We start from the raw sequence: 24,590 nt of genomic DNA on the forward strand, positions 1-24,590 counted from the left end.
CACTTCGGCCCTTGTACGATACAGTCACGCAATGCGGTTACCGGTATCGGCGGCGAACAAGCAAATCTTGTTCAATTCCGGCGCCACGTACATGGTTTCCCCGGAAACGTACGATGTTCGCTCCCGAAAGGCGCCGACTACCTTCACACCACCCAGCGCCAGTAGCACCTGGGTTTCCGAACCCATCGGCTCGGCGAGGACGATTTTGGTTGCTATCCCGCGCTCCGCATCTGAGAGAGCGAGGTGTTCGGGCCGGATTCCATAAGTTACTCTGGTTCCATCTGGAAGTTTACGATCTGCAAGCGGAAGTTTATCACCGTTGTCGGCAACAAAGATCATTCCCTTGTCGCCACTGCGAATGGTCCCTTCAATTAGGTTCATCGACGGGGAGCCGATAAATGTTGCGACGAATGTGTTGTCCGGAAAATCATACAGATCCAACGGAGCGCCGATTTGCTCGACGTGGCCGTCTCGCATGACGACGATTTTATCCGCCATTGTTAGCGCCTCGACCTGATCGTGCGTCACATAGACAATGGTCGTCCCAAGGCGCTGGTGAAGCGCCTTGATTTCGGCGCGCATGGCTACTCGGAGCTTGGCATCGAGATTCGATAGCGGTTCATCGAACAAAAACACCTGGGGTTTCCGCACGATTGACCGCCCCATGGCGACGCGCTGACGCTGTCCGCCGGAAAGCTGCCGCGGATAGCGATCGAGCAACGGTGTGAGACCAAGAATTTCGGCAGCCTCACCAACTCTTTTTGCCTTCTCAGCTTTCGCAGCTCCCGCCAATGTCATCGAAAATGCCATGTTTTCGGCGACGGTCATATGTGGGTAAAGTGCGTAGTTTTGAAACACCATAGAGATGTCTCGCTCTTTGGGTGGAAGGTGGTTGACCACTCGCCCCGCGATCCCGATCGTCCCTCCCGAAATATCTTCAAGTCCGGCGATCATGCGCAGCAAAGTGGACTTTCCACAGCCCGAAGGTCCAACCAGAACCACGAACTCGCCCTCGTCGATGGCGACGTCGATGCCATGCAAAACCGGGTGTGCGCCATAGGACTTTTTGACATTGTTGATCTCAACGAAGGACATCAGAAGTCTCCTTTGCGGTGTCCACGTCTGCGATCATCGTCTCCGCCGCACCGATAGTAATGCTGGGCGTTGATATCGCGCCGTCGGAAATAACGAGACCGATACCACCATCGAGGAACGCTTGGTCGCCGTCGTCGCACGCCTCAATCGCAGTTCCATCCGCCTCTCCTAGTATCCGCGTTCCGAGGACCATCAGTTTCATGCTCACCGTGACTTCGAGTTCTACGGGGAACGCTGCCTCCGCAAGAATGGTGGTGACGTCGTCGCGGACTTTGATAATCTGAAGTCTTCCTTTGCGCACAAGTCGGAGCGCGTAGTAGCGGCGCAGGCCCTGAACCCGAGCGGCAAGTCCCCCTGCAGTTCCAAGATGCAACATGACGTCGCTTTCGACGGTGTAGTCCGTCCATTGGCGGGTTCCGTGAATGATGATCCCATCACCGCGATCCTGGGAGATGCGAAAGCTCGGCGGAAAACGTTTGGAGAAGAAACTGACTCCGTTGACCCAAGCCATGCGCCAAAAGGTACCCTCCTCTTCGGGCCTTTGCAGAGTGAGTTGCGGCGCTCCACTCCAACGAACGTGATCAATGACGATGCAACCGTCGGCACGCTTGCCTGATGCAGTGAAGGCGACGCCAATCTCGGCGATAGGTTGACCTCTCAAATCAGGAATCGTCCATCGAAGCACTGAACTATCGCCGGGTTGGAGTGCGACCGGAGCGCTATCGAGGGTTCTGAGATTGTCGTACTCATCGTATACCCGCAGTCTCAAGGTCACTGACAGCGCACCTATGTTGCTTACGTCTGCGGCGACGGCCGCTTCGAGATCTTGCCCCGGATAGATCAACGGTGTCGCCATGAGATCGTAGACCTTCATCTGCAAAACTTCGCGGGGCGAAAAGACCGGGGTGGTTACCGCAGCAACCTGGCCAGGGCCAAGAGCCTCGAACCGTGCGGCAAGCGCTCGTCCGTGCTCAGTCGCAATGTTTGTGACAGACAAACGAATCTGACCATCCTGCGACCTAAAGCCCTGCGTGCTGCCCGGTAGGGAGAAATGAAACTGCGCACCTGCCTTCGGAGCACTGAGTGGCGCATGTCCTGCAAGCGTCAGTCCGAGGTTGGCCAGATAGTAGGCCATCCGGACTGCATCGTTGATGGAGTTACCACCATCGGCAGACGAAATCAGGAGACGGTCTGCGATGGGGCCGCGCCAGTCAGGCCCAGCGTCAATTCCCTCCAAGCCGAGCATAATTCCCATCAAACAGCCGACATTACCCGCGTTGCAGTCTGTGTCCCACCCCGAGGTGTTGACGATCATCTGCGCGCGCTGGAAATCATCGGGGGCGTATAGCACAGACATGATCATCAGGGCGTGGTTCGGCACAACGTGGCAGTTTCCCGGATACTGTGCGTACCCGTACTGGTCTTCTATACGCTGCCGCGTCACCATCCAGTCGTCGTCAGTTTTGCGCCAATCTCTAATTTCGGCAATCAGCTTTGCAATCAGACTGTCTTTCGGGATTACCGATAGACCAGTATCGATGAGGTGATTGATATCAGCGGAACGAAAGGCCTCCGCCTCCATCGCCGCCCACAGCATGGCCGCATATACGGACTCACCATCGTGGCTCACGCTGCCAGCCTTTTGCGCCAGTTGTGCAGCCAATTGTGGTTGACAAGGTGACACAAGCGCCCAGCCGTCGACAAATATCTGCGCCCCGATTTGTTCGGCGACGGTTGATCCGTTGGTTGCCATCGACCCGCTGTGAGGTGCAGGAATCCCATTTTTGAGATTGAGCCAGGCGGTATGTTCGGTCGAGTTGCCATTGCCGCCCCACCACAGGATCGACTTCTCCTCTACAATGTAATTCAACCACGCCTTGCCGATATCTTCAGCTGAGAGGTCTGCCGTGATGCCATAATCCTCAAGGGCTCGCACGAACGTAAAAGTCCCGGCTACATCGTCATCGGTAACGACGAGGGGTTCATTTAGTTGCTCATTTACGTAATACTCGATTGGGCCGAGCTCCCTCATAATGCGCTGGTGGGTCCATTGCTCGAACGGTCGGCCCAAATAAACGCCGATCAGCTTGCCCAGTACGCCTGCGTAGACGCGTTCCAGATAGTCGTTTGGGATTGTCATAGATTTCACCTTAAAAGTGTTGTCGCGGATCAGCCCTTTACCGATCCGCCTGCCATGCCCTCAATAAAGCGGCGCTGCAGAAAGACGAACAGGATGACGATTGGCAGTACGATGATGAGAGCGGCGGCCATGATCTCGCCCCAGTCGGAGCTGTACTGGCCGCTAAGGAGGAAGAACGAAACCACGGCGGTCGTGCTGTCCTGCTGCTGAAGAAAGGTCGTGGCGATCAGGAACTCGTTCCAGGAATAAAGCCCAATAATGAGTGCGACTGTCAGGATGCCTGGTGAGACCATTGGCAGCATGACCTTTGTGAACACTTGCCAGTGCGTCGCACCGTCGATCAACGCGGCTTCTTCCAGCTCCTTGGGCACGGCCAGGAAGTAGGTCCTAAGAAGCATGATAGCGAACGGGCTGTAGATGGCGGTGTACACAAGAGCGACCGCGAAAATGTTGTTGATCAATCCAAGCCGTGCAAAGGCGAAATACAACGGGAACAGGAAGAGCTGGATCGGTGCAGTCGTAGTCGCCAGTAGGTATCCTGTAACCGCCTTCCATCGTCTGATTTTCTTGCGGGCCAGCACGTATGCCGCTGCGGATCCAGTTGTACAGACCATAATGATCGTCGTAGCAGTCAGCATGACGGAATTCAGGAAGGTCTGGCTGAAGTGTGCGTCAGCCCACGCTCGGCTGAAATTGTCCCATCGGATGGTTTTTGGAAACGATAGCGGATTGAGGACGATCTCCTGCGCCGATTTGAGAGAGTTCAGAACCAGAAGGGCAATAGGGAAAAGCGCAATGAACGCTGCGATTCCCAGGCAAATATAGGTGACCGTCAACGTGCGACGGCTTTCGACCAGTCTCATTGTTCGGTCTCCTTTGACTGAATTCGGATGTAGAAGTACGTCGCGATCAGGCCAAATACGCTGATGACGAGCGATGTTGCCGCAGCTTGGCCGACGTTCAGGTCGTAGAAAGCCTTGCGATAGGCGAGCGTGGAAAGCACTTCGCTTGAGAATGCCGGACCGCCCTGGGTGAGGATGTAGACAAAGTCAAAAACCAGGAAGGACCATATGACCGTCATGATCATCATGAGCGTTATGGTGGGACGGATTCCGGGCAGCAAAACGTACCGCATCATCTGCCAGAAGGTTGCACCCTCGAGCCTGGCTGCTTCGATTTGCTCCTGTGGCACCTGCCTTAGCGCTGCAAAGAAGATGACGCACAGGAAACCCCACCAATGCCAAAGATCGACGGCCGCCACTCCGAACAGCGCCATGGACGGCTGCGATAACGGGTTGGTGATCGGGAGCCCAGTATGTTGCAGCAGGCCGAACACGCCTGTGACCGGACTATAGATCATCCCTTGCCAGACCCGCGCTGTGATCGCGGTTGCGATGATAACGGGCAGGAAGTAGACGACCTGGAAAAATGTCCGGCCTCGATCGACAAGCAACAGCATTGTGGCCGCCAATAGCCCCATTGCCACGGGCACAATCAAGAAGATTGCTGTCCAGATGAGGTTGTTGGTAAGCGCGTTCCAGAACACGCCGTCATCGGATAACGCGCGAAAATTATCGAGCCCGGCAAAGACCGGGGCAGAAATTCCGTCCCATTGGAAAAACGCCAATGTGACGGTGAGCATCGCGGGCACCAGAATGATGATCGCGTTGATGGCAAGTGTCGGTAAAATGTAGAGTCTATGCATGCTCGTCTCCAGGCTGACGGTAGCGGCATCTGCCGCTACCGTCTCCAGATCGTGCTTTATGAAAGGGTCTTGGTTTACTGGCGGGCTGGGATAGCAGGGACTTTACCCGCTGCCTTTTCCTGCTGGAAAGTTGCATCGAGCTTCGTAAGAAATTCGGCCGTGGTTGTTTTACCCAGCCAAAGTTCCTCGATGCCGCTAACAAGATATGTATCAGTCGCTGGTGGCAGGAACGTCCAAGTGGTGTAGCCGTACTGGTTTTTGTTAACCGAGTCCGCCAGGTTTTTCATCGTCTCGGTGTAAAGCGGTAGCACGGCGTCGCCCACCTTCACCTTGCTAAGATCACGGAGCGGTGTGTTCCATTCGCCCTGCCAGACTGTATTCATGTCCCCGTAGAACTTGTCACTAAATACATAGTTCACGACTTCCGCCGCACCATCCGGGTTCTTCGAGCCCGCCGCGATGGAAAACGTCGATCCGATTCCAAGAGCATAGATCGGATAGGCCACGCCCTTCCCGCTTGGAAAGCCGACGAAGCCAGGTTCGGCATTGTTTTCCTTGAAATACTTAGGAACGTTCGTGAAATTCCATGTGCCTGTGGGGGCCATGCCCGCTGCGCCCGTTGCGATTTGGGCAAAGGCCTGTTCACCGGTCAGCGAGAAATAATTTGGCCCGAAATATCCGGCCTGCCACCATTTATTGAGGGTATCAACTGCTTTGACGAAGGGTTCAGAAGTCCATGGAATCTCGCCCTTCAGTGCTTTGTACATGTTATCCGGCCCGGCAACGGAGTTGAGCACGATGGAAACGTAGTGCTCGTTGCTGGGACGCCAATCGGCATTTCCCGCGCCGAACGGCACGATGTTCTTGGCTTTCATGGCCTCAGCGAGCGCCTCGAATTCGGCAATAGTCTTGGGCGGTGTCCAGCCGTTCTTCTCAAATAGCGTCTTGTTGTAGAAAAGGCCGAGGGTCTCGTACGTCTTGGGCAGTGCATACAGTTTGCCGTCGTATTTTCCGAGCTCAAGGAACACAGGCAGGATCCGATCGTTCCATCCCATCTTTGCTGCATAGTCGTCCAGTGGAAGAAGCTGTCCGGCCTGCGCCATGCTGGCAACGTAACTCGGGCCAGCAGTGTAGACGACATCCGGCCCGCTGCCCGACAGCATCGCGATACGCAACTGCTTGTCGAGTTCAGCCCCACGGAAATCAATCGACAGCGCCGCATCCGAGCTTTCTTCGTTGAACGGCTTCACAAGTAGATCTTTGAGGAACTGCTGGTTTTCGGGTGCAGCGTTTTCATACCACCAGGATACGGGCTTCTTGTCCTGCGCAAGCGCAGTGCTGCAAATCGCGCTCGCCGACAACAACGCGGCAAACGTCTTTATGAGAGTACGTGCGTTCATAGTTTCCTCCTCCAAGGATTTTTGAACAGCCTGACAATCAGGCTGATCCGCGTTCAATTAATCGAAACGGCATTTCCAGCACCGTTCCTGCACCTGTCTTTCTGCCGGACAGGCGTTCCATCAAGATTTCTGCCGCCTTCATGCCAATCCCGCTTTGAAACTGGGCGACGGTAGTCAGCGGCGGCGATACAAGCTTGGACGCGGAAATGTCGTCGAAGCCGACGACTGCAATATCGTGAGGTATGCTTAGGCCACGTTCGCGGATCGCCTGCATGGCTCCGATTGCCATCAGATCGTTTGCGGCAAAAATCGCAGTCGGTCTAAGGACGCCATCGAGAAGAGCCAGTGCTGCGCGAAATCCACCTTCCTCGGTAAAAACGTCATCGACCACGATTTGTGCGTCGAGTCCGGCGGCCTGAAGCGCCGTCCTGTAGCCCTCCACACGCACCGACTCCGGACCGCCATGGCCCGCAATCATGCCAATTTGGCGATGCCCCTTTTCTACAAGGTACCGGGTGACGTCATGCGCGGCCGAACGACCATCGACGTAAATGTCATCAATCGCCAGCGATCCGCCCGTCTTTTTCGCGGACTCGATGCGAACGATAGGTAAGCCTGCTTCAATCAGTGGGGCAAATTCGGGTGCACGCACAGTCCAAAATACGCCGATCACTCCGTCCACCCGCCCCTGCCTCAGCCACTCCAGAAAGTGCTGTTCGCGATCTCGCAATCCGTCGGTATTGATCGAGATGACGTCGTAGTTTTCCGCCTCCAAAATTGTTTGGACGCCTCGCAACAGAGACGGATAGAACGGGTTCGTGATGTCCGGAACAATGCACGCCACCGTCATGGTGCGGTTGGTTTTCAATGCTTGGGCAGATCGGTTTGGAACATAATCTAGGTCGCGCACCGCTTGCCGGATACGAACAAGAGTGTCGGCCGACACAGACGAGACGTCGCCCCCGCTCAGCACCATTGATACTGCAGCCTGAGAAACTCTGGCCAGAACCGCTACATCCTTTTGCGTTGCGCGCTTCACCTGTCCCTCGCTGATACGTATCACTTATACGTATAACTATCCCGGCATCAAACCAGTGTCAACCACCGAAAATGATCTTCATTGAACCCATTCGCTTCCGTTCAGAAGCAAAAGCGTTTGTATGCCTACATGCACCGCTGATGACCTGCAGGGATCAGCGTTGCCCGCCGCATGAACTTATGAGCATCATGCAGCAATGGAACGAAACGACCTCAATGATCTCATGGTTTTTGCTGCGGTCGCACGCGAACGCAGCTTCACGCGGGCTGCGGCCATCCTGGCCATGTCGCCGTCTGCGCTTAGCCATGCGATGCGCGGGTTAGAGGAGCGGCTGGGAGTGCGCCTTCTAGCGCGTACGACCCGCAGCGTATCGCCGACCGAAGCCGGGGAACGGCTGCTGCAATCTCTCAATCCTGCCTTTGCAGATATTGAGAGCGGATTGGGCGCGCTGGCGGAATGGCGCGATAATCCGTCCGGCACGGTGCGGTTGACCACGTTTGCTTATGCCGCAAAGATGGTGCTCGTGCCAAAGCTGCCGGCTTTCCTGCTTGCCAATCCGGAGGTTCGGGTCGAGGTTAACATCGATGACAGCTTCACCGATATCGTCGCGGCCGGCTTCGATGCCGGCATCCGGCTCGGCGAGACCGTTGAGAAAGACATGATTGCTGTCAAAATCGGCCCGGACCTCCGAACAGTGGTGGTCGCAACGCCCTCCTATTTCGAGGGGATTGCACCGCCGCAAACGCCCTACGATCTCGATCGCCATGCCTGCATTGGCTATCGACTGACTACATCGGGCGGGTTGCTGCCGTGGGAATTCGAAAAGAACGGCAAGGATATCAAGATCCGCACCAGCGGACCTTTGATTGCCAATGACGGCGATCTTCCATTGGCAGCCGTGCGGGCCGGCGTCGGGCTTGGCTATATCATGGAACATGATGTAGCAGGAGACATCGCCTCGGGTGCGCTGGTACAAGTTCTCAAAGACTGGTGCCCGAGCTTTCCGGGGTTTCGTCTCTACCATCCAAGCCGGCGACAATCACCACCGGCACTCAGAGCGCTAATTGCGGCATTGCGGTATGACTAAAGAAATCCGGAACCTCCTGTTCCGGAGCCGACCTCCTAAGCATTCACCAATTGTGCTACACCATCGTAAACCTGCCCAAGAAGAGAAGTGACCGCCTCCGTAGGCACCACCACAGCACGAAGCAGGCATTATTCCGATACCGGCGGAAGGAGCATCTGCCCATCAGTTCAGTCCTCCGTCAGTCCATGAGGCCACGCCCTTTTGAAGCGTCATATTTTTGAATGTCGCCCCACATTCGGACTCGCCATCGGTTGACGAAAGCCACCGTGTCGGCGGCCTCCAGATGAGCGCCGAGCGACGCCTGATCTTCCCACCTCTCTATCACGAGAAACCGACCGGCTTGCGGATCGTCCACAGCGCCATCATAGGAGAGGTTGCCGGTCCGTTGTCGCGTAGCCGTCGCGAGAACGCGAAACTCATTATAAAATTGCGAGAGCTCAGAGGGCTCGACCTGCACATATCCGGTCACGATGAGCATGAGGCATTCCTTATGGTGGCCCTGATCGTCGGTTTGCTTGCAATCGGCGCCCCAGTGATCAGGAAACGACGAGCACGATCTTGCCCTGAACGCCGCCGAGAGAGGCACGCTGATGCGCAATCGCGGTGTCTGCCAACGGATAGGTGCTGTCAACGACGACACGGATTGTGCCGTTCTCCAGCAAGAGACCAGCCTCGGCCAACTGCGCGCCGCTGGAGCGAACCTGTGTCGAGGAAACCGTGATACCGCGCATTGCCGCGTTATCATGGCCCGAAAACCCCAGAGGATTGACGAGATACAGAGCTCCGCCCGGCTTGAGGACCGTCAACCAGCGTTCCATGTTCGCACCGCCGACGGCATCGACTACGAGATCGACATCCTCTGCGACCGTTTCTGCGGCCGATCTGGTGTAATCGATGAAGGCGTCTGCGCCCAGTTCACGCAGCAGTGCCTCATGCTTGCCGGACGCGACAGCGACTACGCGCGCCCCTTTCCACTTCGCCACCTGGGCCACCAGATGTCCAACGCCGCCTCCAGCGCCGTTCACCAACACCGTTTTGCCATCGAGCGGGATTGGCGCATGACGGAACTGCTGGAAGGGGTTTGCTGCGTCATGGCCGAGGTCAACCAAAAACTGCCAGGCCGTCAGCAGTGACATGGGCGCCCCGGCCGCCTGAACATGATCAATCCCTGCCGGCTTCAACGCCAGTTCAGATACCGGCACTCGGACATATTCGGCATAGGCGCCGCTGCCTTTCATAAGATCCTCCGGGAAACGCACCATCGCATACACGTCGTCGCCGACGCTGAATCCCGAAACATCGTCGCCAACCGCCGCAACCACGCCCGAAACATCGGTGCCCAGGATCAACGGAAATATAGGATCGGGCTGCCATTCTGGCGGCAGCGCACGATAGCCGTCACGCAGATAGAGATCCGGCGGATTGAGACTTGCCGCATGTACCCGGACCAGAACTTCGCCGCTTGCCGCCGTTGGTCGAGGTGCGTCCTCGTAGCGCAAGACCTCCGGAGCACCAAATCTGTGCAGGAGCACTGCTTTCATCATCTCAGTCATCTCAACCTCCATTCAAAGCTGTCGTTTCAAAGAGAGAGATATGACCGTTTGTCAGGGTTGATAATGGCTGCGTGATTCCGTTTAATAGTGCCATGAAGGAACAAATAGTATTCGAACGCCTGACCGGGTTGATCGCCTTCGCCCGTGCCGGGTCACTTGGCAGCTACACCGCCGCTGCGCGCTCCCTGTCCGTCTCGCCCTCGGCCATCAGCAAGAGTGTCCAGCGGCTCGAGCGGCATCTCGGTGTTCAGCTCTTCAACCGCACGACACGATCGATGACGCTCACCTCGGAGGGGCGCGATCTGCATGAACGTGCGCTTCGTCTGCTGCGCGATGCCGAAGAGATCGAGCAGGTGGCGAAGGCGGCACGGGCGGAGCCGTCGGGCAGCTTGCGCATTGCGGCATCGCTGCCGATTGGCCTGCACGTGATCGCGCCCGCACTTCCGCGGTTTCGCGAACTCTACCCCAAGGTGACGATTGACCTGCAGCTGAGCGACCAAATCGTCGATCTGGTTGAAGAAAGCGTCGATTTGGCTGTGCGGATCGGTGATCTCGCCGACTCTCGCCTTATATTGCGCCGGCTCTCACCGCATCGGCTCTGCTGCTATGCGTCGCCCGGTTATCTGGCCCAACACGGTGCTCCCATGCATCCTAACGATCTTTCGGAACACGAAACCGTCAACCTGCGCTATCAAAGCACGGGCCAGATGTTTCGATGGCCCTTCCGGATCGGCGATCGCGAAGTCGAAATCGTGCCGCCCTCAGGTATCGTCGTCGATGCGAGCGAAGGTGTCATGGCAACGATGGCGGCCGGCGCTGGTATTGGCATGAGCACGAGTTTCGTTGCCGAATCGTGGGTAAAGAGCGGAAAACTGTTCCCAGTGTTGCCCGATTTCGCTGTTGAGCGCGACAACATCACGGCGCTCTGGCCGGTAAGCCGTCGCGCCAATCCTGCTGTTCGGGCTTTCCTGACGATGCTGATCGACCTGTGTTGATTGGGTTGACTTATATCAGAGTTAGCCTGGCACTTGCGAGGTGAGGAGGCGCCGCCTTCAGTCCGGCGACGCCTATCCAGCCGGCCCCAGTGCATCACCAAGTAATTAGCGGCGATTTGCGCAGCCAAGCATCACTGTTGACCTGATCGAGAGTGAACTTTGCCACCCGCGAGATCGATCCACCATGGAAGTCGCCCAGGTCCGTGAGTGTCCGGGCCGTGCCGCGCCCGGGCTTGTTGTTGAGGATCGCAGGACGGACGATGGTCCAGTCGACATCACTGCCCTTGATGATCGCCTCCTGTCGGTTCTTGTCGACGTAAACCCTGCGCAGAAGCAGCGGGAAGATCACATTGTCAAACAGGAAGCCGCCGTGTCCAGCGCTGTCGCCAGCGCCCATACCAGTTATGGTGACGAGACGCGAGACGTGTTCCGTCTTCATGGAATTGACAAGCGCGCGGGCTGCGGTTGAGAGAAGGGTGACTTCACGAAACGGGCTTGCGGGTGTGCCGAGCGCGCTGATCACGGCATCTCGATCTTTAACAGCCTGACGCAATGCTTTCTCATCCCGAGCGTCCCCGACAACGATCTTCGCGCCCATCAGATCGGTGGCTTTGTCCGGCGAGCGCAACAGGACAGTAACATCATAGCCGCGGGCGAGCGCCTGGCTGACGATATGGCGGCCGGTCGGCCCCGTGGCACCGAGCACCAGGATCTTCGGCGCAGCGGCGAGAGTTTTGTCAGTCGTGGATGTGGTCATGTCTATGCTCCGTTTGAAAGGCTGGGCACCTCTCAGGAGGCAGCCCGGACTGGTTGTTGCGATCGTTAATCAGAGCCGGCCTTCTGCGAGCAGCTCGCGGGTTCGCTTCAGCGTCGATACGAGGGCCGATTTGTAGCCCTGGTCACTGTCGAACTGCTTCTGCTCGGCCTGTTCCTCTAGGCCATCAGGTTGTTTACCGCGCAGGCCGAGGTAGCAGTAGAACTTCAGCTGCAGTGCGCCGGCTTCGTCCTCGAACAGCTCATTGATGATGGCGCCTTCACGGGGGCCGGTTGCCTGGAAGAAGGTGACCTTGCTGTGCGGCTCGAGGGTGATGATCTCCCTGATGTCGGAGCCGGCGATGGTGGCTTCGCGAACGAAGTGGGCAGCACTTTCCTCGACGACGTCGCAGCGGGTGCAGAGGCCGGGCGGGAGAAAGAGGCGCGCATCGCGCGCCTTCAGCTCAAGGCCCTTCCAGACCTGTTCCCTGGAGAGCTTGGTTTCGCCTTCCGGATTCACCGGGATAGTTGCGGTCGAATAGATCATAATGACGGTCCTTGTTTTAAGTGGTGGACGGCGCTTGCATCAGGCAGAGGCAGCGGTTTCGAAGGCAAAGTCGCGATAAGAGCGGAGCGAGCGGCCGAGAAGCGTTGTCAGTCGCTCGACGTCACCGCCTTCAGGCAGCATTCCATCGGTTAGGAAACGCTCGCCCATCATGCGCATGTCGTAAGCCATCCACGGCGGCATGAACTGCTTGAGGTTCTGCTCGAAGGCTGCAGTATCGCTACCGCCATAGTTGATCGGACGGTCAAGAACATCTGACCAGATGGCGGCGATGTCCCGGCCGGTGAGCGTCTGTGGGCCGACCAGGTTGATGCGATTGATCGGAAGCGGCTGTGCAGCGTGTTCGCGATGCAGAAGCTCAAGGGCTGCGATCTCCGCGATATCGCGCACGTCGATCATGGCGAGCCCCTTGTCGCCCACGGGCATCGGATAGACGCCGTAGCCGGTGATGGCATCCTTAATCATCAGATCGTTCTGGATGAAGTAGGCCGGGCGTAGAATGGTGGCGTGAAAGTCCATCTGTTCGATCATCCGCTCGACGCCGAACTTGCCGGCGAAGTGCGGCACGTTCACATAGACGTCCGGGTGGATCACCGACAGATAGACGATCCGTTCGATGCCTGCCGACCGGGCAACATTGAGCGCGATCAAAGCCTGGGTGAATTCGTCGGACACAACAGCATTCAACAGAAACAGCGTAGACACGCCATCAAAGGCCCTGCGCAGGGAGTCGGGGTCCAGGAAGTCGCCTTTTACGACGGCAACACCCGCCGGGAAATTGGCCTTTGAAGGATCGCGGACGAGAGCGCGGACATCAGCGCCGCGGTTGATGAGATGTTCGATAACTTGGACGCCGACATTGCCTGAGGCACCGGTCACGAGAATGGTCATGGGAATTTCTCCAGGGTTGCTGTTGCTTGACACCCCGAATATGAATGGTTCATGGTTGGTCCAATAGGCCATCTTTTTAGACGCGCCGTCCCACAGTTGGAACGCTTATGGACCTCCTTGCCCTCGCTGATTTCAATCTCGTCGCGCGTTATGGCGGCTTTGGCAAAGCCGCACGAGCGACAGGTCGCCCCAAAGCCACTCTGTCCCGGCGAGTTACGGAGTTGGAGGCTGCCCTCGATCTTCGGCTGTTCGAGCGCGGCGCACGAGACCTGAAACTCACAGAGGAAGGGCGCGCCCTTCATGAGCGCACAGCCGCTCTGCTAACGGAGCTGGACGAAACAGCGGCGGCGATTGCTTCCGGCGCGGAGAAGCCGCGTGGCCGCTTGCGCATCAGCGCACCGCTTCTTCTGTCACAGACCGCCATGGGTAAGATCGCGGCGGGCTTTGCGCTGAAATATCCGGATGTCAGGCTGGAAATCACCACGGAAGACCGGGCCGTCGATATGATCGAGGAGGCCTATGATCTGGTCATCCGGGTCAATCCAGATCCGGACGAAGCACTCGTCGGTCGAGTATTTTTGCGCGACCGGCTCGTTGTTGTGGCAAGCCCCGAGCTCGTCCGTCCGGCGGGAGACCACCCAGTGCCCGGCGTGGTCCGGGGGGCAGGTATTCGGCAGACTTGGAAGGTGACGACTTCAAAGGGAGCTTGGAAGATCGGCATCGAGCCGATCCTCGCATTGTCGTCGCTTATCATGGTGCGGGATGCGGTACGAGCCGGCGTCGGCGCCGCACGCCTGCCGATTTCGCTGGTGAGCCACGACCTTGCGGACGGCACTTTGCTGCACTGGGGCGATATAGATGGTTCCGAGATCGCGTTGTGGGCACTTTACCCATCGCGACGCCTGCTGAGCGCTCGCGTGTCGGCATTCCTGGATTTTCTAAAGCAGGCCTTTCCGAACGGGACGCCCGATGAACTGGCCGCCTATATTGATAGGTGAAAACCGGAATATAGTCTGGCGACCGCTTTCGCCATCGCGCTGCCCCGCTATTCAGCAGCGTTAGATCGAGAATATGCGCCGGGCGGCATCCCCACATACCGGCTGAACGCGACGCTGAAGGCGCTTGCAGAGCCATAGCCAACGCGTTGCGCAATCTGCGCCGTGGCAACATCCTTGCGAAGCAGCTCCTTCGCAAGCGCCATGCGCCAGCCGGTCGCGTACTCCATCGGGGCCACGCCAACTTCTTTCCGGAAGCGATCAAAGAAGGTCGAGCGAGACATGGCGGCGTCCCGCGCGAGTGTTTCCACCGTCATGCTGCGGCCCGAATCCGCGTGAATCCGGCGTAAGGTCGGCGCCAGCAGCGGATCGGCCATGCCGCGCAGGAGACCGGGTGGGACCGCTGCGCTTGCCGTTGAGCGCAACGCTTCGATCAACAGCACCTCCAGCAACCGGTGAAGCACCATCTCACGGGCGGTACGGTCGGCTCTCGTTTCGTCGTCTATCATCCCAACCAGCATCATCAGCCGGCCCTCGCCCTGGACATGGATGACTTCTGGCAGCAGCGAGACGAGAAGAGCCTTGTCATCCGATCCAAAGGCACAATGGCCGACCATAGCCTTGATCTCCGTGGGCGCTTCTGGGTCTCCGAGCCGGAAGACACCCGGGCTGGTCTCAAGACGCTGGGCAAGCGCTCCGCGCGGCGGCGGTTCCAGGCTGCTCATCGTGAACGAGAAGATTTTCGGAACCAGCACGAAGTCGCCGGCCGTCAGCAACATTGGCTCACGACCGGTGATCGTCATCCGGCAATGGCCTTCGACCACGGCGCAATAAAAGGGGTTTCCAAGTTCCGTGCGCTCGACGAGCCACTGACCGCCGCCCGTCACAAGCTTTGAGATTGACGGGCTTGGCTTGAGCAGGGAAACGACTTCGGCGATTGGATCGGTCATGGTTTCGGACTCATGCTAAAACATATCGGACAATCAAATATAGCAAGTCCGGGATCGCAGGTCCATCTCTTGGCAAGTCAATTGTCGGGAGACAGAACATGCCAAACATTCTCATCACCGGTTGCTCATCCGGTTTCGGTCTCGCCATAGCGCAAACATTTGTGACTGCAGGATGGGACGTGGTCGCGACCATGCGCACTCCGCAGACCGACCTGTTGCCCCAAAATGAAAGACTCAAAATCCTGGCGTTGGACATTACCAGCGAGGACAGCATCATGAATGCGGTCGAAGCGGCGGGGCCGATCGACGCGCTGGTCAACAATGCCGGTGTCGGCATGCTCAATGTGCTGGAAGGCGCCGAGATAGCGAAGGTCCGCGAGCTGTTCGAAACGAACGTGTTCGGCGCAATGGCGATGACCAAAGCCGTTCTTCCACAAATGCGTATCCGTCGGTCAGGCGTTATCGTCAACATCAGCTCCAGCGTCACCTTCAAGCCGCTGCCCGCACTCTGCGTCTACAGCGCCAGCAAGGCAGCGCTGAACGCTTTCACCGAGAGTCTCGCTTTGGAGGCCGCTCTGTTCGGAGTGCGTGCGAAACTTGTCCTTCCGGGTTCGGCGCCGACCACGGGGTTTGGCAAAAATGCGGTGGCGCGCATGGGGATGGAGATCCCCGAGCCATACGATGCATTCGTCCGCGACTACCTGACAACGCTGCGTTCCGGCACAGAATTCACGACGCCGGAGGACGTGGCCGAGGCCGTGTGGCGTGCCATAACCGAACCGGAAGCGCCGATGAAAATCCCAGCTGGTGCGGATGCGCAAGCCTGGTTTCGCGACGCGTGCCACTGCGCTGAGTAGACCCCTGCTCCGCCCTACATAGGACATCTCAAATGAACAATCTGATCGACCTAGCTGGCAACATTCCCTCGCCTGACGCTACCCTTACGGTGGCCTACACCCCGATCCGTCTTGCGATGCCCGGTCGCCAACCCCTGGAACTGCGTCTGACTGCACCTGCGGCGGGCGACAACTTGCCCATCGTGCTGCTATCGCATGGCTTTGGACCCTCCAACTATATCCCGTCAAAAGACGGTTACGCTCCACTCGCGCAATTTTGGGCCGAGCGCGGCTTCGCGGTGATCCAGCCGACGCATGCGAGCTCCCGCGTCGGAGGACTGCCCGGCGACGCACCCGGCGCGCCGTTCTTCTGGCGTGAGCGTGTGGAGGAGATGAAGGCGATCCTCGACCAACTGCCAGAGGTGGAACGCCAGGCGCCTGCGGTTGAGGGCAGGCTGGATTACTCACGGATAGCAGCGGCCGGCCATTCTTTCGGCGGCCACACCGTCGGGCTGCTGTTGGGTGCGCAGTTGAATGGGGAGGATTTCGCCGACCCTCGCATTTCGGCGGGCATTCTGCTCGCCGCTCCTGGCCGCGGCGGGAAGGATATGACGGACGAGAATGCTGCCCGCTTTCCGTTCTTCGACGTGGATTTCGCCATGCTGACGACGCCCAGCCTTGTAGTCTGTGGCGATCGGGATAATCCGCGTTTCACGCACCGCGGGCCTGAATGGCATGCGGACGCGTTTCACGATGCGCCCGGGGCAGAGGCACTGTTGATGATCCATGACGTTGGGCACGGTCTTGGCGGGATCGCCGGGCTTGACGCAAAGGAAACAGAAATCGAGGCACCCGACGCGCTGGAAGCAACGAAACGCCTGACGCTTGCCTGGCTTCAGACGGCGCTGGGAGCGGAGGAAGGTGCATGGCGCAGAGCGTGCCTCGCGCTCCAGAGTAAAGCGGCCCCTCTTGTCGTTTCGCACAAGGCCGGACGCGATCCGCTGTTGCGCGGACTTTGGCTGCCACAAGAATGAACAGGTTCTTATATTAGGAGTTGAATCGACAGACAGTCGCTGTTTCTGCCACAGCTGAATTTGCCTTAGTGAGGGGAACATGCTGGCTGCGGCGGAGTTGAGGCGTGGCTACGTGATAGTTCCCCCGACCCCTCCACCGACGAGGCAACATGCAAACCCAATCACCGTTCCAATGGCTTGCCCGCTCTGGCTACGCGGGACGTGGCGTCGTCTACATCCTTGTTGCCGCGCTTGCCTTGTTTTCTTCTTTCGGCGGCGGAAAACCTGACTCCAGATCAGCACTCGACGTCGTCCTTCAACAGCCATTTGGCCGAATCTGGCTCGGGTTGATCGCTGTTGGCCTGCTTGGTCTTATCGCCTGGCGTCTGGCACAGGCCTTCGCGAACGCCGATTGCCAGCCGGACACGCTGAAAGGCTACGGCATACGTTTCGGTCTCCTGATCAGCGCTGCCGTCTACAGCAGCCTGGCTTTCTACGCGGCGAGCCTGGCCTTGCGTTTTGGCGGACAAGGCGGATCAAATGGTGAAGAGGGTGTCAGTGCCTGGCTGGTCGAACAACCGTTCGGCCGCTATATACTTGGTGTTGTCGGTCTGGCTGTCATCGGTGCAGGGATCGCTCAGATCACCAAGGGTGTCGGGCATGGATACCGAAAGTACCTTGAAATCCCGCCCACGGCCGCACCTGCGATCGACTGGATCTGCGTCTACGGTTTGGCCGCTCGCGGCTCAGTCTTTGTCATCACAGGAGTGTTTTTCATCTATGCGGCCGTCACGGTCGATCCCGATCAGGCGGGGGGAATATCGGACGCCCTGGCATGGGTCCGACAGCTTCCATTCGGTGCAATACTTTATGCCGTTGCTGCCGTTGGTCTGCTTGCTTTTGGTCTCTACGGGTTTGTCGAGGCCGCTTACAGGCGCATCCGGCCGCCGACTATCAGCGCGGTGCAGATTGTCCCATAACGGAATAAAAAGCAGCCTTAGGGATCTGCCCGGAATGACATGTCAGTCTTCCAGTTCCGGTTCTCAGATCGTCAAGGTAAGCCTCCGGTGAGGTTCACGAATTCGGGGATCGGTTCGACACGCTTGTCGATCAATAGCAGATAGTCGGCGTCCTCCAGAGGGGTGAGGCCGTGTGGCGGTCTTGATCGACCTCACGCCGATGGCACTTCTCGACTAGCTCCGGTGTGAGTTGCATCACTCGTCTCACCCGCCCCGACCTCCAGATTTTCTATGTTGCCGGTCGTGTCACGACGGCCTCGAGATAGTCGCTTGCGACGACCATGGTGCCATCGTTGGCGCGATTGAACTGGCCGATGAGGCCAAGAAGGTCCCGTTCAAGCATGTCCTGCTGTCCCTGCGGCAGCGCAGCGAACGCCTTGTGGACGGGCCCGTACCATGTACGGAAGACGTCGATCCAATGCGCGGGCGATCGATAGCGAAAAGTGAACGTCCTCGGCGACGCCGCAATCGCGCCGTTCTTGGAAAACATCTCTTCAAGGCGCTGCTGTGTTCCCCACAGCGATGGCGGCTTTACACCCGCTGGCGGCGGCAGGTGTTTGCCGATCGTTTTGAAGAGCTGGCCGATGAATCCATCCGGTGTCCAGTTGGCCAGGCCGATCTTTCCGCCAGGTTTGCATACCCTAACCATCTCATCGGCGGCGGTGTCTTGGTTCGGCGTAAACATCACGCCAAAGGTGGAAAGGACGACGTCGAATGATGCGTCCTCGAACGGCAATGCTTCTGCGTCGGCAGTCTGGAAGGTCACAGTCAATCCTTCTGCTGCGGCTCTTGCGCGCCCTTTCTCGAGAAGTGCGGGTACGTAGTCGGTTGAAGTGACGTCGCACCAGCGTCGGGCGGCCGCCAGCGTGGCGTTACCGTTTCCAGCAGCGACATCCAGCACGGACTGCCCTGCCCGGATATCGATGGCCTCGCACAAGGATTCGCCGACAATCTGAAGGCTGGTTCCGATGACGGCATAGTCGCCCGACGCCCACGCGACCTGTTGTCGATTTTTCACGGCATTGAGATCAGGGGACGCAACGATCGTTAAGTCCGGTGAAACTGGAACGGCTGGCTGCATGACTTCCTCCTCTGGAAAAAATAGGGCCACAAGGCTCTTTGGTTCGCCAGATAAGACTGCGCCCACGTGTGGTAAGGTGCCAGTGTAGAAAGTGTAGCGGCCCTGATACACTTTCTGGATCAAACGCCAAGGTGGTTTAACACCTCGCGTAGGAACTGCGCACCAGCCATTTGTCCACGGAGGCTGCAATCGCCGTATCTCCAATCAATGAGATTCTGCCTTCGGATATTTCTAACTGCAGACTGGAAAGCCCCATCCAGGCCGACGTCATGGATTTAAGATCAGCCGAAACAAAAAGGTCGACGTCGTGGCCCGGATCCATTGAGCATAAGTCGACAAAAACACCGGGTTTCGCGATCAGCCAGTAGTTTCGCTCATCTTCCGGCAATTCAGGGTACGTGAACTCGATGACGCTTCGTTTCGTGCTTGGCAATGCCCTCGCGTCGATCTTGCGACGCATGTTCCACATGAGCAGTCGCGCGTCGAGGTTCTCGAGCGTCACCTCGGCATCGACATTCCGGTGGGCCCACTCGCCAAGCGCGTGAACAATCTGCTCGAGTTCATCGGCGACTGCGGTTGTCGTGTAGTTGATCTCACCCGTGGCCCGATTTTCTATGCGGGTGATGAGACCGCGCGTTTCCATCTCGCGCAGACGTTTGGCCATCAGCGTCGGTGACATGCCAGGGACGCCTCGCCGGATTTCGTTAAACCGGGTCGAGCCTGACCAAAGTTCACACAACAAAAGAAGCGTCCAGCGGGGTTCTAGCATTTCGCATGCCTTCGCCACCGGACAAAAATGGTTATAGCCGTCATTTGCCATTCGGATCACCTCCGCGACGAAACTATGCGACTTCAATGGAAATCCGTCCAGTACAGAAAGTGTAGCGAGCTCACGAGGTTTGTTTGGCTGGGCAAATATCGTTGCGAGGTTGTTCGTAATTCCCAGCCTGGCCTTGAGCCGGGGTCTAACATTTTAGAGTAGTTGCGCGTCGATGCCGTCCAAATCATTGAATGACAACCGTGTGGCCGCCCTGACGCTTGCTGGCTTCTTAACTGCGCCCCGGAGCGAAAGCTTCACGCTCCATCACCGCAGGTGCCGAAATCTTCAGGTAACCGAGCCGCTTGGGTGCGCATCGCGAGGTCGGTTCAAGACGGGCAGCAACCATGCGGATGCGGCTGCGGCGCGAAATTAAACAGGAAAACCACGTGATATCGTCCGTACCCCGGGGGACCGTTTGGCTGGTAACCAGTGAGCGGCCGCCGTCGCGTCGGACTGGGACGAATTTTGACCGCAGGCGACCTGATCGGAGGACGGCGTGACGTGCGAACGGGGCCGATATCGTATCGGCCCCGTTCCATGACAAGCGTTGACCAGCCGTCAGAGAGACGAGGCACGACCTGCATATCGCGCACGCTCGGCATCGATTTCCGCCTGCGAGTATGGATCGGCTTTGTCGTCGAAGGAGGTCCAACCCTGCCCCTCATAGGCCGTCCGGCGGGTAGGAAGATCGACCCAGTTCGAGCGCTGAAGGATCGCCTCGGCTTCCGGGGCGCGGGCATCTTCGACCTTGGCAGTCACCAAAGTACCGCCGCGGCGGACGCCCTCGGCATAAACATGGGCGTCGCGCTCAGCGACACCGGAGTCCGTCAATGCTCCGACAATGCCACCCGCAGCACCACCAACGACCGCGCCAGCAACAGCACCAGCAGCCGTGGCCGCAAGCCAACCTGCGGCGACGACCGGGCCGACACCTGGGATCGCCATGATACCAAGGCCAGTCAGCAGCCCGCCAACGCCGCCGACGGCAGCGCCAATGCCAGCGCCTGTGCCCGCATCTTCGGCAGCGTCATTATCGTTGTCGTTGTAACGTCCGTCCGAATTATTGGAGACGATGCTGATGTCGCCGTCGGCGATTCCGGCCGCCTTTAGCTGGTCGACCGCCGAGCTTGCATCTGAATACGTGTCAAAAAGACCGGTCACTGTTTTCGTCATATTGCTACTCCTCGTTTGTTCTTGAACTGCGCTTACTTGGCGACGATGTTGCCCTGGTAGTCCATCGACACCATCAGAGGCTTGCCATCCTTGGTAGCCTTGCCCTGCCAGACACCCTTGTCGTCGAGCTTCAGGTCGGTGACGTCGGCATATCCGGCTTCGGCAATGCGCTCTTTGGCCTGCTCTTCGGTGAAACTGTTCGCGCCTTCGACGGGTGCGGTCGAGTTCTGCTCGGAAGGCGTCGCGACTGCCGGGGTGTCGCCGTCGGGGTTGGCGGCCGGCTTGGTTTCCTGTGCGAATACCGAGGTTGCGGAAAGGGCGATTACAGCCGTTGCGATAAGAAGTTTGTTCATGGGATTCTCCTGCTTCGGGATCGTTAACCGTCCCATGCCCAGAACACTGCGGACGCAACTAAGTTCCAAAACCGACCGACTCACCAGCCGAAAAAACTACCGAATGCGTGTGTTAAGTCCTAGAGGCCGGTGTCTCAGGAGGCTCCGAAAAATCTCGCCAATCACGACCACGTCCGTCCTACCAAGCCCGGCCCTCGCCTGGTTCGAATGTCGTCTCCCAGGAAGACAAACGCTACTGGCTCTCCGGCAATATCACTAAAAGAGATTCTAACAGTCGGCACGACCACTGAGAGGTTCCACGTCTCTCGCCACGGTTTCTATAACGTAGACCGGGTCGGGGCCTTGACGGTGCGGGGTTTAACGACATCTCCCTTTGATGAAGCAAATAACCCCACCGTCGACCGACAACCATCCCGACCGGTTTCTTCGCTGCCAAGAGGCCATGGCCGATCCGTTTACAGATGTCGCACTTTCTGCAGTGGAGGCTGGATGGAACCCAGAAGAGATAGCCGCCGCCTTGGTCGAACTGGCTGACCATCTGATGCTTGGCATGATAGTGAATCGTGACCTGGACCGCGACCTGGCGATCCTCAAGCGCCGATAACAGCGCCATCAGCCCGACCGGGTGAAGCTACAGCGTTTGTTGTTGCGCCCTCTTCCGGCTTGCCGCCCGCCGAGCCGGCCGGAGTTCCTCGATCGTCGGCTGCCACCATCCCGCTCCATGGGCCGGAGGCGTTTTCGACGGCCACGCCTGCAAGAGTTCTTCAAAGGTAGGTTTCCGCCAAATTCCCCAGACATGGTCGTCGGTGATGCTGAGGTAGAATTCGCCGACGACTTCTGGATCAACGAGCTCTCCGGTCATTCCTTCAAAGACCACGAGCCCATACTGGATCGCGACGACCCGGCCCACGGGCGGCAGGTCGTCGCTGTTCAATGGATAGCGTCGTCGCTTCCTTTCGGCCGTCCGCGCTTTCGACTTCGCTTCCTGCTCGGTGCCCTTTCGCTCATCGGCGCGGCGTCGGCGTTGCTCAGGCTCGTTCCGGCGTGCTGCTTTCTCGATTTCCGGCCATCGATCTTTGAGATCTTGAAACGATTGAAAGGGAACGTGCCATAGCTTGCGGTCGCTGTCCCATCGTGAGTAAGGAACCTCTCGGAGCCTGTCGACGACAGTTCTCGAGTAAGGAGTCTTGATATGGAAGCCCGATCTTACGAGTTTCAAGTATATGCTGGCGATCGGATCGAAATCGAACGCGTCCCTGCCCTTCGCGTCACCGAACGCGTCGGCTTCTGCCTCCATTTCTGCCAGCCATCGAGTGAACCGACCGGAGGCAGTGCGGCCTGGCACAAACCATGTTTGACGAGAGTCACTCCACCGGGCGCGGGGAAAACGTTTCCGGAACCGCTCCACAGTCATTCTGTCGAACAGAAAGCGGACATCGGCACCGGGTTTAGTGTCGTCTTCAGTCGTCCGCTCGACGTTGTCTGGTGTAGCTTCGTGGCTCATGGATATTATAACGCGCGTCTGCCGGTCAGGTTTCCAATCAAACTAAGCCGCAGCGCGAACGCGTAGCGAGGCAAGCTCAACCGACAGGTCCGGGTCAACCGACAGGTCCGAGCGTATGAGACCATGGCTCCAACGGTCTGCGGAGAATGGCCGGTGCCACGGTGGGCAGTCAACGATGGGATGCCAGCAGACCCCGGCTATGATTGCACCATGAAACGCTGCAACATCGACTTGCTCCAGCACGTGCCGGAGCCACCCACCCTTGTTGAAGCCGGGATACCGACTGTGGTGGACGGGATGGCCGTCGTGCCAGCTTGTCTCCGACACCATGATCGGCTTGCGGTACCGCCTCCATGTCGCGAGCAGGACCTTCACCAGCGAGGTTCGCGCCGTGTGGGGGTAATAGTTTACTCCGACGACGTCCACGTCGACCGCTGAGACGATCGCGTCCGTCGCCTCGAACTGACGCTCGCCCACCCCGGTAATGGGGTCGTTCGTTAGGATCCCGACATCCGGATGATGGTCGCGGGCTACCCTGGCCATGAGGACCGCCATCTCGATGGCATCGTGGCGCGGCATTCCGGTGATCATTGGGTAGAGCGAAGGCTCGTTCACAGGACAGAGCCACAGCTTCTCATCGCCATTCGCCGAAAGGGCGGCCTCGGACGCGATGCGAGCGCATCGCACTGGATCCTGATTGCGATGATAGTGGGAAAGATCCCAGATCGCCTGAACGCCCGCGTGCCGTGCAGCGACGAGGCGCTCAAGCGCGTGATGTCCAGGAACAAGGCCGTCACGGATCGTGAGAAGTCCGTGCTCGCAAACAATACGGAAATGATCGGCCAACCGCCTATCCGCCGTGTGCCCGGTCGTGATTAGAAGGTCGTGGCGACCGCGATGGACGAGGCCGCATTCGAAGCCTGCCATGATGGGACTGCGGAAAAGTGCAGCGGGTCGGAGCGGGAGGGGCAGTTGTCGAGTCAGGTCCATCAGCCTTCCGTAGCACTCCTCGCCGTTCTTTCCTTAAGCAATTTCGGCGAGCGTGTGCTCTGGCGAGCGCGGAGGCGGAGGCCACCTCCTCAGCGATGTCCCGGCCGACGGTGTGGAAAAGATCGCTGCCAGGTCCCTCGGGCATCGCTGACCATGCAAAGGCTATCGGCGTTCCGTCTGTTCGGAGAAGGCGGACATGGAACTGATGGACGGGCTTCCCCGCGATCATCGCATTGATGACCTCCCCGGTTGCCGCCAGATCGTCAGGATGGATGATTTCCGAGAAGGGCGTATTCAAAAGGAACCCGTCTGATCGAACGGCCTGCCGCGACCAGGCGGGGTTGATCGAGAGCAACCGGCCGTCGATCGTCGCGACCCCGAACAAGTCGCGGGTCATCTCGAACAGTCGGGAGCGCTCGCGATCCACCGTGGCCAGTGCCGCCCGGTCGGATGCGACCCTCGCGGTCGTCTCGACGCACACCCCGAAGAGGCCAAGAACTTTTCCATTGGCGCCAAGCACGGGTGTATGGCAAAAAATCGAAGGACACGTGGCCAAGCGGACGTGGTTGACCTCCTCAGATTGTTTGGATGTCTGATCGCCGCATCCGGCGGCAACGCCCTCCAGGGCGGCAG

The 24,590-nt window shown here is 58.4% G+C and carries 25 protein-coding genes; 7 read left to right on the plus strand and 18 right to left on the minus strand.

Going from position 1 to position 24,590, the window contains the following annotated elements:
* Positions 1-24: 24 nt before the first annotated feature.
* From ACP7E6_RS23130 to ACP7E6_RS23155, 6 genes are all read right to left on the minus strand, one after another.
* A complete protein-coding gene (locus tag ACP7E6_RS23130; protein WP_426232053.1) occupies positions 25-1,095 on the minus strand; it encodes an ABC transporter ATP-binding protein in 1,071 nt (356 codons plus the stop codon).
* A complete protein-coding gene (locus ACP7E6_RS23135; RefSeq protein ID WP_426232054.1) occupies positions 1,082-3,235 on the minus strand; it encodes an ADP-ribosylglycohydrolase family protein in 2,154 nt (717 codons plus the stop codon). The genes ACP7E6_RS23130 and ACP7E6_RS23135 overlap by 14 nt, the downstream gene beginning before the upstream one ends.
* Positions 3,236-3,264: 29 nt before the next feature.
* Complete coding sequence (locus ACP7E6_RS23140) at positions 3,265-4,098, minus strand: carbohydrate ABC transporter permease (protein ID WP_426232055.1); 834 nt, start codon at positions 4,096-4,098, stop codon at positions 3,265-3,267.
* A complete protein-coding gene (locus tag ACP7E6_RS23145; RefSeq protein ID WP_426232056.1) occupies positions 4,095-4,940 on the minus strand; it encodes a carbohydrate ABC transporter permease in 846 nt (281 codons plus the stop codon). The genes ACP7E6_RS23140 and ACP7E6_RS23145 overlap by 4 nt, the downstream gene beginning before the upstream one ends.
* A 74-nt stretch (positions 4,941-5,014) precedes the next feature.
* Positions 5,015-6,340, minus strand: coding sequence for an ABC transporter substrate-binding protein (locus ACP7E6_RS23150; RefSeq protein WP_426232057.1), 1,326 nt, complete (start codon positions 6,338-6,340; stop codon positions 5,015-5,017).
* A gap of 37 nt (positions 6,341-6,377) precedes the next feature.
* Positions 6,378-7,379 carry a LacI family DNA-binding transcriptional regulator gene (locus ACP7E6_RS23155; protein ID WP_426232058.1) on the minus strand — a complete coding sequence of 334 codons (1,002 nt, stop codon included), beginning with the start codon at positions 7,377-7,379 and terminating at the stop codon, positions 6,378-6,380.
* Positions 7,380-7,575: 196 nt separating this feature from the next.
* Here ACP7E6_RS23155 and ACP7E6_RS23160 point away from each other — a divergent pair, with 196 nt between their 5' ends.
* Entirely contained in the window at positions 7,576-8,466 is an 891-nt protein-coding gene (locus tag ACP7E6_RS23160) for a LysR family transcriptional regulator (protein ID WP_426232059.1), read from the plus strand.
* A gap of 178 nt (positions 8,467-8,644) precedes the next feature.
* Here the strand turns inward: ACP7E6_RS23160 and ACP7E6_RS23165 are convergent, their stop codons facing one another.
* Together ACP7E6_RS23165 and ACP7E6_RS23170 are read right to left on the minus strand one after the other, a co-directional pair.
* Complete coding sequence (locus ACP7E6_RS23165) at positions 8,645-8,944, minus strand: putative quinol monooxygenase (protein ID WP_426232060.1); 300 nt, start codon at positions 8,942-8,944, stop codon at positions 8,645-8,647.
* Positions 8,945-9,002: 58 nt separating this feature from the next.
* Positions 9,003-10,019, minus strand: a complete 1,017-nt coding sequence (locus ACP7E6_RS23170) for an NADP-dependent oxidoreductase (protein WP_426232061.1) — start codon at positions 10,017-10,019, stop codon at positions 9,003-9,005.
* Between the two features lie 92 nt (positions 10,020-10,111).
* On the opposite strand from ACP7E6_RS23170, the gene ACP7E6_RS23175 reads away from it, so the two are divergent.
* Entirely contained in the window at positions 10,112-11,014 is a 903-nt protein-coding gene (locus ACP7E6_RS23175) for a LysR substrate-binding domain-containing protein (RefSeq protein ID WP_426232062.1), read from the plus strand.
* A gap of 94 nt (positions 11,015-11,108) precedes the next feature.
* On the opposite strand, the gene ACP7E6_RS23180 is transcribed toward ACP7E6_RS23175, so the two are convergent.
* From ACP7E6_RS23180 to ACP7E6_RS23190, 3 genes are all read right to left on the minus strand, one after another.
* A complete protein-coding gene (locus ACP7E6_RS23180) occupies positions 11,109-11,771 on the minus strand; it encodes an NAD(P)-dependent oxidoreductase (protein WP_426232063.1) in 663 nt (220 codons plus the stop codon).
* A 69-nt stretch (positions 11,772-11,840) separates the two neighbouring features.
* The gene (locus ACP7E6_RS23185; RefSeq protein ID WP_426232064.1) at positions 11,841-12,314 is read right to left on the minus strand and encodes an SRPBCC family protein; all 474 of its coding nucleotides are present in this window, start codon (positions 12,312-12,314) and stop codon (positions 11,841-11,843) included.
* A gap of 39 nt (positions 12,315-12,353) precedes the next feature.
* Positions 12,354-13,223, minus strand: coding sequence for an SDR family oxidoreductase (locus tag ACP7E6_RS23190; RefSeq protein ID WP_426232065.1), 870 nt, complete (start codon positions 13,221-13,223; stop codon positions 12,354-12,356).
* Positions 13,224-13,330: 107 nt separating this feature from the next.
* Between ACP7E6_RS23190 and ACP7E6_RS23195 the strand changes: the two genes are divergently transcribed.
* Positions 13,331-14,221: a LysR family transcriptional regulator gene (locus tag ACP7E6_RS23195; protein WP_426232066.1), complete on the plus strand. Its 891-nt coding sequence runs from the start codon at positions 13,331-13,333 to the stop codon at positions 14,219-14,221.
* Positions 14,222-14,268: 47 nt separating this feature from the next.
* Here the strand turns inward: ACP7E6_RS23195 and ACP7E6_RS23200 are convergent, their stop codons facing one another.
* A complete protein-coding gene (locus ACP7E6_RS23200) occupies positions 14,269-15,168 on the minus strand; it encodes a cupin domain-containing protein (protein WP_426232067.1) in 900 nt (299 codons plus the stop codon).
* A gap of 98 nt (positions 15,169-15,266) precedes the next feature.
* Here ACP7E6_RS23200 and ACP7E6_RS23205 point away from each other — a divergent pair, with 98 nt between their 5' ends.
* The 3 genes from ACP7E6_RS23205 (at position 15,267) to ACP7E6_RS23215 (ending at position 17,997) form a co-directional block, all read left to right on the plus strand.
* Positions 15,267-16,025 (plus strand): SDR family oxidoreductase, encoded by a 759-nt coding sequence (locus ACP7E6_RS23205; RefSeq protein ID WP_426232068.1) that lies wholly within the window; start codon positions 15,267-15,269, stop codon positions 16,023-16,025.
* 32 nt (positions 16,026-16,057) lie between these two features.
* Complete coding sequence (locus ACP7E6_RS23210; protein WP_426232069.1) at positions 16,058-17,038, plus strand: alpha/beta hydrolase family protein; 981 nt, start codon at positions 16,058-16,060, stop codon at positions 17,036-17,038.
* Between the two features lie 149 nt (positions 17,039-17,187).
* Positions 17,188-17,997: a DUF1206 domain-containing protein gene (locus ACP7E6_RS23215; protein ID WP_426232070.1), complete on the plus strand. Its 810-nt coding sequence runs from the start codon at positions 17,188-17,190 to the stop codon at positions 17,995-17,997.
* A gap of 268 nt (positions 17,998-18,265) precedes the next feature.
* Here ACP7E6_RS23215 and ACP7E6_RS23220 read toward each other — a convergent pair whose 3' ends face one another.
* From ACP7E6_RS23220 to ACP7E6_RS23235, 4 genes are all read right to left on the minus strand, one after another.
* The gene (locus ACP7E6_RS23220) at positions 18,266-19,117 is read right to left on the minus strand and encodes a class I SAM-dependent methyltransferase (protein ID WP_426232071.1); all 852 of its coding nucleotides are present in this window, start codon (positions 19,115-19,117) and stop codon (positions 18,266-18,268) included.
* A gap of 136 nt (positions 19,118-19,253) precedes the next feature.
* Positions 19,254-19,937, minus strand: coding sequence for a winged helix-turn-helix transcriptional regulator (locus ACP7E6_RS23225; RefSeq protein WP_426232072.1), 684 nt, complete (start codon positions 19,935-19,937; stop codon positions 19,254-19,256).
* A 558-nt stretch (positions 19,938-20,495) separates the two neighbouring features.
* Positions 20,496-21,110 (minus strand): general stress protein, encoded by a 615-nt coding sequence (locus tag ACP7E6_RS23230; RefSeq protein ID WP_426232073.1) that lies wholly within the window; start codon positions 21,108-21,110, stop codon positions 20,496-20,498.
* Positions 21,111-21,142: 32 nt separating this feature from the next.
* Positions 21,143-21,463 (minus strand): PepSY domain-containing protein, encoded by a 321-nt coding sequence (locus tag ACP7E6_RS23235; protein WP_426232074.1) that lies wholly within the window; start codon positions 21,461-21,463, stop codon positions 21,143-21,145.
* A gap of 376 nt (positions 21,464-21,839) precedes the next feature.
* Here ACP7E6_RS23235 and ACP7E6_RS23240 point away from each other — a divergent pair, with 376 nt between their 5' ends.
* Positions 21,840-22,067 (plus strand): hypothetical protein, encoded by a 228-nt coding sequence (locus tag ACP7E6_RS23240; protein WP_426232075.1) that lies wholly within the window; start codon positions 21,840-21,842, stop codon positions 22,065-22,067.
* Between the two features lie 27 nt (positions 22,068-22,094).
* Here ACP7E6_RS23240 and ACP7E6_RS23245 read toward each other — a convergent pair whose 3' ends face one another.
* A complete protein-coding gene (locus ACP7E6_RS23245) occupies positions 22,095-22,967 on the minus strand; it encodes a hypothetical protein (RefSeq protein ID WP_426232076.1) in 873 nt (290 codons plus the stop codon).
* Positions 22,968-23,009: 42 nt separating this feature from the next.
* On the minus strand, positions 23,010-23,813 hold the full coding sequence (locus ACP7E6_RS23250) for a glycosyl hydrolase 53 family protein (protein WP_426232077.1): 804 nt from the start codon (positions 23,811-23,813) through the stop codon (positions 23,010-23,012).
* Positions 23,814-24,590 lie beyond the last annotated feature (777 nt).

Origin of the sequence: Pararhizobium sp. DWP3-4, from assembly GCF_049898205.1 — a bacterium.
GTDB lineage: Bacteria > Pseudomonadota > Alphaproteobacteria > Rhizobiales > Rhizobiaceae > Pararhizobium.